General features: G+C 39.9%; 11 protein-coding genes. All 11 read left to right on the top strand.

Annotated elements, in window-relative coordinates:
• The first annotated feature begins 149 nt into the window (after nt 1-149).
• Nucleotides 150-1154, top strand: coding sequence for a porphobilinogen synthase (hemB, locus tag LAJ61_RS08435; protein WP_224053558.1), 1005 nt, complete (start codon nt 150-152; stop codon nt 1152-1154).
• Nucleotides 1155-1603: 449 nt separating this feature from the next.
• The gene (locus tag LAJ61_RS08430) at nt 1604-1816 is read left to right on the top strand and encodes a hypothetical protein (protein ID WP_224053557.1); all 213 of its coding nucleotides are present in this window, start codon (nt 1604-1606) and stop codon (nt 1814-1816) included.
• A gap of 207 nt (nt 1817-2023) precedes the next feature.
• Complete coding sequence (locus tag LAJ61_RS08425; protein WP_224053556.1) at nt 2024-4063, top strand: UvrD-helicase domain-containing protein; 2040 nt, start codon at nt 2024-2026, stop codon at nt 4061-4063.
• Nucleotides 4064-4462: 399 nt separating this feature from the next.
• Entirely contained in the window at nt 4463-5032 is a 570-nt protein-coding gene (locus LAJ61_RS08420; protein WP_224053555.1) for a porin family protein, read from the top strand.
• A 193-nt stretch (nt 5033-5225) separates the two neighbouring features.
• A complete protein-coding gene (gene dut / locus LAJ61_RS08415; RefSeq protein ID WP_224053554.1) occupies nt 5226-5690 on the top strand; it encodes a dUTP diphosphatase in 465 nt (154 codons plus the stop codon).
• A gap of 112 nt (nt 5691-5802) precedes the next feature.
• Nucleotides 5803-7371, top strand: a complete 1569-nt coding sequence (locus tag LAJ61_RS08410) for a phosphomannomutase/phosphoglucomutase (protein ID WP_224053553.1) — start codon at nt 5803-5805, stop codon at nt 7369-7371.
• A 61-nt stretch (nt 7372-7432) separates the two neighbouring features.
• A complete protein-coding gene (gene argB / locus LAJ61_RS08405; RefSeq protein WP_224053552.1) occupies nt 7433-8329 on the top strand; it encodes an acetylglutamate kinase in 897 nt (298 codons plus the stop codon).
• A 279-nt stretch (nt 8330-8608) separates the two neighbouring features.
• A complete protein-coding gene (locus LAJ61_RS08400; RefSeq protein ID WP_224053551.1) occupies nt 8609-9115 on the top strand; it encodes a BLUF domain-containing protein in 507 nt (168 codons plus the stop codon).
• 293 nt (nt 9116-9408) lie between these two features.
• Complete coding sequence (locus tag LAJ61_RS08395) at nt 9409-10734, top strand: tyrosine-type recombinase/integrase (protein WP_224053550.1); 1326 nt, start codon at nt 9409-9411, stop codon at nt 10732-10734.
• A gap of 7 nt (nt 10735-10741) precedes the next feature.
• On the top strand, nt 10742-10933 hold the full coding sequence (locus LAJ61_RS08390) for a hypothetical protein (RefSeq protein ID WP_224053549.1): 192 nt from the start codon (nt 10742-10744) through the stop codon (nt 10931-10933).
• A 186-nt stretch (nt 10934-11119) separates the two neighbouring features.
• A complete protein-coding gene (locus tag LAJ61_RS08385) occupies nt 11120-12781 on the top strand; it encodes a hypothetical protein (RefSeq protein WP_224053548.1) in 1662 nt (553 codons plus the stop codon).
• Nucleotides 12782-12818: the final 37 nt, after the last annotated feature.

The raw sequence follows: 12818 nt of genomic DNA, 5'->3' as shown, positions 1-12818 counted from the left end.
GTGCCCTCCATGCGTAAGTAGATTGTGGTAAGATAGCTTTTTAAAAAATTATCATTCTAGCAAATTTTGCTTATTTATCCTTATACAATTTCTGCGTTACTTGATAACGTTATTTGATAATAAGCTTCACTCGATAATAAGAGGTCTTCATGAGTTATATTTTTAACCGTTCATTCCCCAATACTCGCTTACGTCGACTACGTTACAACGACAATATCCGCGCTATGGTGCAAGAAACCAGCATTGAACCCAAGCATCTGATTGCACCCGTGTTTGTTATTGAGGGTAAACAGCAGCGCCAAGCTGTGGCAAGCATGCCAGGCGTTGAGCGTTTGAGCGTGGACTTGCTAATTGAGTATGCCAAGCAACTACTCAGTCTAGGCGTCACCACCATTGATTTATTCCCTGTCATTAGCCCAAGCCTCAAATCGCTACAGGCTGAACATGCCTATAATGAGAAGGGTCTTGCCTGCACTGCTATCAAAGCAATTAAAGACGCCCTACCTGAGATGGTAGTGATGACCGATGTGGCGCTCGACCCCTATACCACCCATGGTCAAGACGGTATTGTCGATGACAACGGCTACGTGCTTAATGACATTACCGTTGAAATCCTCGCCAAACAAGCCTTGAGCCATGCCCGTGCAGGCGCGGATATCATCTCGCCAAGCGATATGATGGATGGTCGTATTGCCGCGCTTCGTCAAGCATTGGATGGAGAAAATTTTATTAATACGGCGATTATGGCGTATTCTGCCAAATACGCGTCTGCTTATTATGGACCGTTTCGTGATGCCGTCGGCAGCGCAGGCAACCTTAAAGGCGGACACAAAAAACAATACCAAATGGATTTTGGTAATCGCGCTGAAGCCCTGCATGAAGTCGCTCTTGACATCCAAGAAGGCGCGGACATGGTAATGGTGAAGCCAGGTCAGCCTTATCTTGATTTGGTACGCGAAGTCAAAGATACGTTTGGCGTGCCGACTTATGCGTATCAAGTATCAGGTGAATATGCCATGCACATGGCGGCGATACAAAACGGCTGGTTAAGCGAGGACGTTATTTTGGAATCACTGTTAGGGTTTCGCCGTGCAGGTGCCGACGGCATCTTAACTTATTTTGCAATGACGGCTGCCCAAAAGCTCAATCAATAATGTTCTAAAACTTGATTAAAACTAAAGGCGACACTGGTTTATCAATCAGTGTCGCCTTTTTTTGATGTTACATTTATTAACTTAAAAGCATCGAGCACGCTAACGAGCGTGATAAAAAGTTACTTAATGTCATAGAGAATAACAAATCTGCTAACTTTTATTATTTTTTTATCCATTTATTTACTAAATAGAAACTTAGTTAATCAGTCAATTTCATGCACAATAAGTTAAAGTAAAGAAGCTAAAGCAAAAAATACGCACTCTTATTTACCCCTATCGACTAAGCTTATTAATTTGGGACTCGCCTTTTTTGGCGTCACTTTTAGCATTTTGCAATAATTGATTACTTTTTGGCATTATATTTTTGAAAAGAATAAGCAGATAATGGGGTTAATAACAAATAAAAGACGAGAGTGGTATCTGCTAGCTGATTAATCGAGGATAAGATGATGAGTAATGCACCAATTGTTAATAGTTCGATTGCTAATAGCCCAATCAAAAACGCCATGATGGCAGTAGCTATGATGTCATTCTTGGCACTCAGCTTTAAACTTTCTGCTGATTTGACAACCGATACTCAGCCATCGATAAGTCCGACTGATGCGGTTGTCAGTACCTTAAATCAGCCGAGCCAACAGGTGGTATTGTCTACCCATAATTAATATATTGTTATTAGTTCAATTGATAGAAGATGCGATGCCGCATCTTTTTTTTATGGCAGCAATTGATGGCCACTGGCTTATAGATTCTTACATTGATTATTTCTCAAAATTTTACCGCCAACTATGTCCTTATCTTTTGCGCTTTAGACTATAATAGTCGATTGTCCATTTTTTACTGAGCAACTTTTATTAACGGTGGAAGCGACTATGAGCCAATTAAACCCTCGCCAACAAGAAGCCATGCAATATGTCTCTGGACCCTTGCTGGTACTGGCAGGTGCAGGTTCGGGTAAAACATCGGTGATTACCCGTAAAATCGCTTATCTGATTGAAGAATGTCAAATGCCAGCCGAGCGTATCACCGCGGTCACCTTTACCAACAAAGCGGCTCGCGAGATGAAAGCCCGTGTGCAAAAATTGTTACCGAGTGACAAAACCAAAGGCTTAACTGTCTCGACTTTTCACCAATTTGGCTTGCAGTTTTTACGTTACGAGTTATTGCATACGCCGCTTAAAGGCAATTTTTCCATCATGGATGCCGAAGATAGCAAGCGGCTGTTGATGGATTTGATGGTGCGAGACAACATGAGCGGGGCTGAGAGCCGCGAATTGGTCGGTAAAGCTATCAAAATGATTTCGGATTGGAAAAACGACCTCATCCCTCCTGAAAAGGCAGCGGATACGCTGACCGACCCTGAAGATATGCTATTTGCCACGCTGTATCAACTCTACGAGCGTAACCTACGTGCCTACAATGCGGTGGATTTTGATGACTTAATTGTAATGCCGACACGGCTGTTGCAAGAAAACAGCCAAGTACGTGATAAATGGCAAAATCGCATACGCTATCTATTGGTAGATGAATACCAAGACACCAATACCGCGCAATATGAATTGATTAAACTGCTCGTTGGCGTGCAGCCGCGATTTACTGTGGTGGGTGATGACGACCAATCCATCTATGCATGGCGTGGGGCAAAACCTGAAAACATGGCACTGCTGCAAGAGGATTTTCCCAAATTAAAAGTGGTTAAACTTGAGCAAAACTATCGCTCTACGTCGCGTATTTTGCACGCTGCCAACTCAGTAATTACCAATAATGAGCATTTATTTGAAAAAAAATTATGGTCAGATAAAGGGCATGGCGAGCTGATTCGCATCATCAATTGTCGTAACGATGATGATGAAGCGGAGCGCGTTGCCAAAGAAATCATCACCCACAAACTTCGCAATGCCAATGAATGGCAAGATTATGCGGTACTGTATCGTAGTAACTTTCAGGCGCGTATGTTGGAGGCCCAGCTACGTCAGCTGCAAATTCCTTATAAGTTATCAGGCGGCACGTCGTTCTTTGCCCGTAGCGAAATCAAAGACATTATGAGCTATTTGCGCTTGATTCTAAATCCTGAGGACGACAGTGCCTTTTTACGCATTATCAATACCCCAAAACGTGGGCTTGGACCTGCCAGCCTTGAAAAGCTTGGACTATTTGCCCAAGAACACCAAGTCTCGCTGTTGATGGCAAGTGGTCATAGTGGGCTTACGCATGTGTTACCCAAAAAAGCCAGTGGCGAGCTTAAAGAATTTGCTGATTTTATCGAGCGTTATACCCAAGAGCTATACCAGCATCCCGACCCTGTGCCGCTGGTCAAGCAAATGATTGATGAAACTGGCTATATTGATTTGGTACGAAGCGAAGCAAAAACCCCACAGCAAGAAAAAATTCGTATTGATAATATCGAAACCCTATACGCCAGTATCCAAAACCTAATTAACCGGGCGGATGATGACGATGATCGCACCATTGATGCTGTCATTCGTAAGCTTGTGTTACTTGATATGCTAGAGCAGCAGCAGGAAGAGGAAAATACCAATAAAGTCAATCTGATGACGCTACACGCCGCTAAAGGGCTTGAGTTTGATTATGTCTATATCATGGGACTTGAAGAAGAACTATTACCGCATAAAAACTCCATTATTGCTGAATCTATCGAAGAAGAACGACGTTTGATGTATGTGGGGATTACCCGCGCCCGTAAAGAGCTGACCATGACGATGGCTGCACAGCGCCGTGCAGGCGGGCAAATGAAAACCACCACCCCTAGCCGATTTATCGACGAGTTGCCGACAGAACATATCGATGCGCCTGGCATGAAAAAATCAACGGCAGCGCATCAACCCAAGAAAACCGCAGAGGATTATTTGGCCAATATCCAGGCGTTACTCAAAAGCAAAGCCGCCAAATAATTACTTGATCATAAAAAGGCATAGAAGAAAGGGCGTAAAAAAAAGGGTAAAAAAGGTAACTTTAAGCCCTTTTTTTATTGCAAAACAGCCTGTATGACAAATATTTAACCCAAACACCCACGTAAATGTAACTAAATATTTCTTGGAAAACAGGTGTTTGATAGGAGATGTAACAAAAAATTTCAAATAGGTAGCTTAGTTACCTTTTTGGCAAATTTCATTTCATAACTTAACGTCCGACCTGTTAAACACAGACAGTAATCCAAATTTATTTTGCTATGATGGCTTTAACAAAACAAGCAGGGCAATATTTGAATTCCACGGATTCAAACTAACTTAACTAATAATTTTACATGGCTTGTTGTGATACTTTTCAAAAAACTTCTAAAGGAGAAGACGATGAAAACTTTAAATAAAACCCTTTTAGCTTTAATTGCAGGTACAGTTGTGACTGCAGGTGCAAACGCTGCCTTATATCAAACCAATACTGTTGGCTACACCGGGCAACCCTATGTAGGTGTTAAAGCGGGTCAATTCAATACTGATGTTGACTATTATGATGCTGACAACCAAACCGCTTATGGTGTATATGCAGGTTATAATTTTACCCCTAACTTTGGTGCAGAAGTTGAATATGTGGATTCTTCAAAAGAAGATCTAAAAGTTAACGGTACGAAAGTAGGTGAAATTAGCACTAACACGGCTGGTTTATATGGTACTTATAAATACCAATTTCCAGCATCGAATGTTTACGCCAAAGGTAAATTAGGTATTGCGCAAACCCAAGTTGATGATGGTGATGATAAATATGATGAGTCAGGTCTTGCAGGTGGTGTCGGTTTAGGTTATAACCTTTCACCAAATGCATCTGTAGAAGCTGAATATACGCGTCTGCCTTCAGTGGACGTAACAAACAATGTTTCAGTTGACTCAGACTTAGTCACTGTCGGTGCTCACTATAAATTCTAATTGAATTGATAGATGAATACTGGATATCAATACAAAAGAGTAGCTTATAGCTGCTCTTTTTTTTGGTTTTTTTTTGGTATCTTTTTTTGGTCAAAAAAACTTACTTAGGTAGTTGCTCAGTATTGTGCCATTTAGGTCTATAATATAGTGGTTTTTATACATTTTTTTATAAATTTAAGATAAGTTGGTAAGCATGAAGCAAGTACAAGTCAAGATTTTAAACCCCAAAATTGGTAATGATGATAAATTTCCCCTACCTCATCGCGCGACAGACGGCTCGGCGGGTATAGATTTACGTGCTTGTGTCGATGAGCCTATCAGCATAAAAGCTGGTGAAAGCCAATTGATTGGTACAGGACTCGCCATTTATATTCAAGACCCTGATTATGTTGGCTTTATCATGCCGCGCTCAGGACTAGGGCATAAGCATGGCATCGTCCTTGGTAATTTGACGGGCGTGATTGATGCTGATTACCAAGGCGAATTAATGGTCTCTATTTGGAACCGTAGTCAAACCGATTATGTGTTACAACCTGGCGAGAAAATGGCGCAGTACTTGGTGGTGCCGATTGCACGTCCGACTTTTGAGATTGTAGCAGAGTTTTCTGATATCAGTGTACGCGGTGAAGGCGGTTTTGGCTCAACAGGCACCCATTAATTGTTACTGTTTTATCATTTTTTTTTAACAATTTATAACAGAGTATTTGATTATTTTGCCAAATTTCAATGCTATGATTTTGGTAGTATAAAATCAGTTAGATGTTTTTTTTATGAATACTCTGTTTATTCATCCTTTTTTTCCGCAAAAATCTCTTTTTAAAGCTTACGATATTCGGGGTGATGTCACCTTATTTACCGATGATTTTGTCTGGTCATTGTCAAGGGCGTTTGCCGAGCTTTTTGTCTATGCCCAGCAACTGGCAGCCACAACGCCAACTTTAGCGGCGAACAAGCCTACGGTTGTCATTGGTTATGATGCTCGCCACCAGAGCCAAGAAATTGCCAAATATATGGCGTATGCTTGCCAGCAATCCGGTCTAGTAGTGCAGTGGTTGGGATTGACAACCACGCCGATGATGGCATTTATGGCACAGCAATTCTCGGGTAATGGGCTGATGGTCACCGCTAGCCATTCGCAAAAACATATCAATGGCATTAAATGGCTCATCAATCATGAGTCGCCAAGCGGTGATGATGTGCAGCGGCTTTATGAGGCTTTAATTGGCTACAAAGCCATGGTGCCTGATGACAGCCTCATTGATGCCATCAGGCAAACCCACTATTCAACACCCAAGGATTTTTTTGTAACTTATACCCAGGCTGTCCAGCAGGCTTTTGCTCACATTAATCAAGCTAAGCGCACTCAAACCACCTATTTTAATGCCCCACAGCAAATTGTCATCGACTGTATGCATGGTGCGACCAGTGATTTTGCAGAGGCTCTATTTAGCCAGCTTGGCTATTATTGCATCATGCTAAACGCCTCCCCCGATGGCAATTTCCCCCAAGGTAACCCAGACCCAACGCAGTCCAATCGCTTGACGCAGTTAGCTCAAACCGTCAAAGCTACAGGCTCAGATATCGGCTTGGCTTTTGATGGTGATGGCGATCGGGTGATGGTAATTGATGCACAGGGTCAGATGATTAGCCCTGACAATTTGCTTTATCTACTCTCTCGCATTGCCATTGAAGAATTGCCCAGTGCGCATACATCAACTGATAAAAAAGTCATTTTTGATGTCAAATGCTCGCATCATGTACCCAATCTCATCGCTTCGCATGGCGCCGCCCCGATGATGACCAAAACTGGCAGTAGCTTGATGCGAAAGTCGCTACAAAACAAATCAGACAACGCGATTTTTGCAGGTGAGTTATCAGGGCATTTTATTTTTAACGATGGCTATTTTGTGCTACATGACGATGCCATGTATGCGGCTGCCCGCTTGCTCAATTGGCTAAGCCATCAACCTATCAGCCTTAACGATATCCTATCAAGTTTGCCCACTTGCATTAGTACGGCGGATATGTACTTACCTATTGCGGATAACCATTATGGTCAAACCGTGATTGCTCGTATCACGGCACTGGGTAAAAAGCCATTTAAACGGTTAAAATCGTCATTTGCGGTCAAAAATGTCAATACGATTGATGGGTTACGCTTGGATTTTGCTGAGGGATTTGGTATTTTACGCAAGTCAAATACGGGCAGTTTTTTGACCGTGCGTTTTTCTGCCAATGACATCGCCGAGCTGCGGCATATTCAATCTATTTTTGTTGATTTATGTCGTACGATTGATGACAACCTTGCCGAGCAAGTTGCACAAATTCAGCCTGTATAAACACCGCTTGTAAAATCGCATTTTAAAAAACGTCTCTAGCAAAATTATATAAGGATTTGAAATGGCATTAGATCTTGAGCAAGCCATGCATACCGCTGACGTATTGACCGAAGCACTACCCTACATCCAGCGTTTTGAAGGTAAAGTAATGGTAGTCAAATACGGCGGCAATGCCATGACTGATCCGATATTAGAGAGTTCTTTTGCCAGAGATATCGTCATGTTAAAAACCGTAGGCATTCATCCTGTGGTCGTCCATGGCGGTGGTCCACAAGTCGATAACTTGCTTAAAGAATTGGGGCGCAGCTCTGACCGCATTGATGGCATGCGAGTGACCGACAAAGCCACCATGGATGTGGTGGAAATGGTACTTGGTGGTAGCGTCAACAAATCTATCGTCAATCTCATCAACAAACACGGTGGTCGTGCTATTGGCTTAACCGGTAAAGATGCCAGTCTCATTCGCGCTAAAAAATTACCCATGACCAAAACGGATAAACAAGGCAACGAACAACAAATTGATTTGGGATTTGTGGGTGATGTGGTCAGCATCAATCGCGATGTGATTGATTTGATGATTGCTTCTAACTTTATTCCTGTCATCGCACCGCTTGGCGTGGATGATGAAGGCAATACTTACAATATCAATGCCGATGTGGTGGCAGGGAAAGTCGCTGAGTTCATGCTCGCGGAAAAACTGATTTTACTCACCAACATCAAAGGGGTGCTTGATAAAGAAGGCAATGTTGCTACAGGACTTACTCCTAGCAAGGTGGATGAGATGATTGCCGATGGCACTATCTCTGGCGGCATGATTCCAAAAATCAGCTATGCGCTAGAAGCAGTAAAAAACGGGGTAAAAAGTGCGGTGATTGTCGATGGTCGTGTCCCGCATGCGACTTTGCTAGAGGTCTTTACTGATAAAGGCGTTGGTACTCTCATCAGCCGCCATCCTTGAAGTAACTTTTGCGTTACTTCTGGATTATTTCTGAGTTGTTTTTGGGTTGCTTCTGGGTTAATAAGCCGCTGATTCAGGCGGTTTTTTTTCGCTCATGATATGGGTCAAATATAGGATAGATTTTAGAATTACAACACAAATGTAATTGGAATTCTTTCTAATATTGACTATGATGGCTATTTGATTTTGCAAATTTATATAATGTTGCAAGCGGCTCTAGGCGATAGTAGCAATTATTTGGAGTTGATATTCACGTACCACTTACCAAGGACTATTGGGATGTCACAAAAATACTTTATGGCTTATTGTAGTGAGATAACGCTGACTGCGGCGTTAAATCAACATACATTTACCCACATTCTGAACCAATCTATCAAAAACAATACCAACTCTGGTATCACTGGTTTTTTGCTGTACGATGCGGGTAAGTTTTTTCAGTATTATGAAGGCGATGAGTTAGCGTGTGCAAACTTGCTGCATGCTTTAAAACAAGATAATCGCCACACCCATCTCAAACTCATTGGTCAAGGCTATATTTCAAGCGCCGTATTTAACAACTGGTTTATGGGCTGTTTTGATTTATCCAAGCATTCCTATCTCTTTAAACACCATGCTTTTATAGAATCATTTGATGTCTATAGTTGGGACATGCAAGAAGTCGTTAAGCTGATTAATATCATGTCAGAGCAAAGAATCACTTACATCACGCCGCAAAAACCTATCAAGTCACTGTTTAGTAAACGCTTTATGCGTATTCGAAATTTCACCCTGCCGTTTCAAGGTTAGTGGCTAATGTCAAATCTACTAATTCGGAAAGTTAAAACGGTATTATTGCCACCCGTAAAAATAAAAAACCTATTGATAACAATAGGCTGATTAAAATAAGCATGGCAAACCGATAAGCCATGTTTTGATAAAATCTGATAAAACGTGATAAATATATAACGACCCGCAAACCTTGTGTTTATGCGGGTTTTATTATATTCTTTGCTTACAGGTTATCAATATTTTATCACTACTTAGCGCAAAAAGTGGCTACCAAAGTGGCTACCAAAATGGCTACCAAATGAGTAGATTTTATGGCTACCTCATCTATTACTAGCGTTACCCAAATTGAGAAGTATATTAAAGCAAGGGTAAGCAAAGATACTAGCTACCCTATTACAGGGCATAAGGGGCTAGAGTTACGCATACGCCCAAACGGTAAAGCAGAATTTAGACACCGTTACACGCACCCTATCACAGGCAAACGCCCTTATATGAGTTTGGGGACTTACCCAGCCTTTACCCTTGCCCAAGCTAAAAAAGCCTACAATGACAACTTAGCTTTACTAGCCAAAAATATAGACCCTATCGAATATCGCCAAGCCGAAAAGCAAAGAGAAATTAACGAGCGCAAAAACACGCTAAATTATTTCATTGATGAATGGCAAGCGATACAAAAACAAAAGAATTTAGCCCCCGACACCTACCGCAAACAACGGGATAATATCGCCTATATCCAAAAAGGTTTAGGCAATATCTTAGTTACCGATATCAAGCCCGCCACAGTGATAGATTTTGTAAGCAATATCCAAAAAGAACACCCCTATAAAGGGTTAGAAGTTAAAGGGGTATTAACGTCTATTTTGCAAATTGCATTAAGCCACAGGGTTATTGAAAGCAACCCAGCGCACAACTTAGCAGGGACTTTAAAGCCACATAAACAAAAACATTATCCGTCATTGGCAAACAGTGAGCAGGATTTTGCTAGATTAATGCAGGATATAGACCGCCTACCCGCTACCAAAGATTATCTAAAGGAAATTATGCAATTAATTGCTTTAACTTTCGTAAGGCGGGGTGATGTTTGCGCTATGAAATGGAGTGATATTAATTTTTTAACTAAGCAATGGATATTTAGACCACAAAAAGCGGGTAGCCGTGAGGATATGACCGACCTAGTAACGCCACTTGCACCGCAGGCAATGGCTATTTTAGAGCGTATGAAAGCAATTACAGGCGGGCAGGAATATGTTTTTTACCACCCTACCCGCAAACTAGCCAAACACACCGACCCGCAAAGATTAAATTCACTATTAAACAATGAAGTTAAGGGCATTACTTTAAATGATGGGCAAAGCTACAGGGGATTACATACCCCGCATGGGTTTAGGTCAGTAGCAAAAACTATGTTAAAGCGTATGTTAAAAAATAACCCATTGTGGCGAGATATGACCGAATTACAATTGGGGCATAAGGTAACGGATAGGTATGGCGGGGCTTATGATAGATGGGATATTTTAAGCGAAAGAACTTTAATGATGAATGAATGGGCGAACTACTTAGACCAGCTTAAGGCGGGCAAGATAGATAATGTTATTTACTTAGATGAAGCCAAAGCAAAATTACAAGTTAATGAGTAGGTGAGCCATGAACACTACCCCAGCCAATAAAAACACCTTGCCAGCATTGGACAACAAGCCCACCCAAAACGGGCATATTGTAGTTATGACCCGTGAACAAATAGACCAATTAAGCGATATTTTAGACAACCCATTTTTACCACTTAACGACCTACAAAAGGCGTTATTTATGCGGGGTTATCGCTTGATAAGGCTATGATTTAGGACTGTAAAAAGTGGGGGTTATAACACGTTACAGATGAAAATTACACATTCAAAAAAACGCTAAATTTAGCGGGTTTTGACACAGTTTGCATGGCTAGGAGTAGCTACCGAAGGCGGTTATTTTCGCACCTTGACCGCCACGCCATGCCCCTACTTTAAATTGGTGCGATAGGTGCGAACAATGGGTTTATTAGACCAATTAAAAGAGCATGATAAACGATATATTTCTTTATGGGATTTGATAGAGTTTTTTGAGTTTTCAGAAAATGTTAGTGAAAAACTAGCAATCGAATATATCTTATCTAATGAAAATTTTTTCTATCTTGACTTTTATTTTAAGCATGAAGCATACGATAGGGCTAACGATAAACGAAAAAATGACATAAAAAATTATTTAAGAAAATATCATGCAGATACAGACAATCCATATTTTTTAAAAGAGAAACAATCTTTATTAAGTGATTTTTGTTTAAAAATAGATGATTTATTTATTATTAATATCTTTTCAGAATTAGATTTTAAAGCAAGGCTATGTTTCTATGTTTCTGTAAAAAACAATCTTTTCAATATAGTCATTAAACCTTTTTCTATTTTTGAGAAAGGGAATTTTGCTATTGGGCTTACCCAAAAAGAAACCGAAAAGTTTTTAAATGATGGAGTTTTAATTCATTTAGCAGATTTAGAGAAAATCAAAGATACAATTCTTTCAGATTTAGAGACCTTTAATAAATTTGTTTCAGAATTTCATGAGAGGGTTATCAACCCAAATCAAAACAGCGAAACAACTGAAAACTATATCACACTAAATGAAACTTTAGGCTATTTGAAAAAATCCCTAGACCTATCTATTAATGACCCAATTAATTTTTTAGAAAAAAATATCAAGCAAGGAATAATCATTCCTTATTTTGAATTCTTTGGATTTATTAATTTTGAAACGCCAACCAATGATTATACGACTGTAATACAGATTGATGAGGTACATGGGTATTTTAAAGATTGGAATTACAGCCTACCTAATAATGAATTTACTAATTTATCAAAAGATGAATATCAAATAGTAAACGGTTTTGTAGAAAAATTATTTTTTGCTGATTGTCATAAATTTTATGGGCGTTCAAAAAATGGCAATCTGCATTATGAACCTAATACAGCTATAGAACTACCTAAGAATACTAACGTAACTTTCCATAGCATACGCCCTAGTATTGACTATGAAACACTACTAGTACGTGATAATTTGCAAACTAGAGAAAATGAAAAAGTATTTATATCAAACAATGCTATTCATTTTAAATTAACTGAAATTGATAATTTAATAAGCCAAAATTCACACTTAAAAGTTAAGCAGATTTCACAGAATGACAATGATTTACTTAAAAAAGTGGAAACCCAACAAATAACTATTAATAACCTTAATCAAGAATTAGATAAGTTAAGAGCAGAATTATCAGCCATACAACAGGTGAGCAAAGAAACCAAGCCAACCCAAAGCGACACGCCCGCAGAGGGAAAACAACTTTCAAATGTAGAAATCAATAATATTTTTACAAAAGCTATTTTAGCAAATAATAATATTTTGGCTAAACTCATCAAAGCATTAGATTATCGAGATTTAATAAGTAGAGATGAAGTAGCAAATTTTATTAACCCCTATATGTGGGAAATGGCATTAGTTTTAAGTGATGGTGATGAGCAAAAAGCCGAAAACCTTTTAGTAACTAATAAAACTATAATGGACAACCACTTAAAAGGCGTAAATTTTAAAAAAGGTGCAAGAAGTAAGCAAATTAAAGAAAAATCTAGCATTGATTTAATAATTAACCGTGACGAATTAAGTTAAATACCTATCACGGTAAAAAACCTCGTTAAATGCCTTT

This window comes from Faucicola osloensis, assembly GCF_020041925.1.
In the GTDB taxonomy this organism is placed as follows: Bacteria; Pseudomonadota; Gammaproteobacteria; order Pseudomonadales; family Moraxellaceae; genus Faucicola; species Faucicola osloensis_D.
The sequence above is the reverse complement of the archived record's forward strand: the minus strand, read 5'-3'. Positions and strand labels throughout refer to the sequence as shown.

Coding starts and splice junctions, on each gene's coding strand:
- LAJ61_RS08430 (WP_224053557.1), top strand. CDS start 1,604: ATGAGTAATGCACCAATTGTTAATAGTTCGATTGCTAATAGCCCAATC.
- LAJ61_RS08385 (WP_224053548.1), top strand. CDS start 11,120: ATGGGTTTATTAGACCAATTAAAAGAGCATGATAAACGATATATTTCT.
- LAJ61_RS08390 (WP_224053549.1), top strand. CDS start 10,742: ATGAACACTACCCCAGCCAATAAAAACACCTTGCCAGCATTGGACAAC.
- dut (WP_224053554.1), top strand. CDS start 5,226: ATGAAGCAAGTACAAGTCAAGATTTTAAACCCCAAAATTGGTAATGAT.
- LAJ61_RS08420 (WP_224053555.1), top strand. CDS start 4,463: ATGAAAACTTTAAATAAAACCCTTTTAGCTTTAATTGCAGGTACAGTT.
- LAJ61_RS08425 (WP_224053556.1), top strand. CDS start 2,024: ATGAGCCAATTAAACCCTCGCCAACAAGAAGCCATGCAATATGTCTCT.
- hemB (WP_224053558.1), top strand. CDS start 150: ATGAGTTATATTTTTAACCGTTCATTCCCCAATACTCGCTTACGTCGA.
- LAJ61_RS08395 (WP_224053550.1), top strand. CDS start 9,409: ATGGCTACCTCATCTATTACTAGCGTTACCCAAATTGAGAAGTATATT.
- argB (WP_224053552.1), top strand. CDS start 7,433: ATGGCATTAGATCTTGAGCAAGCCATGCATACCGCTGACGTATTGACC.
- LAJ61_RS08410 (WP_224053553.1), top strand. CDS start 5,803: ATGAATACTCTGTTTATTCATCCTTTTTTTCCGCAAAAATCTCTTTTT.
- LAJ61_RS08400 (WP_224053551.1), top strand. CDS start 8,609: ATGTCACAAAAATACTTTATGGCTTATTGTAGTGAGATAACGCTGACT.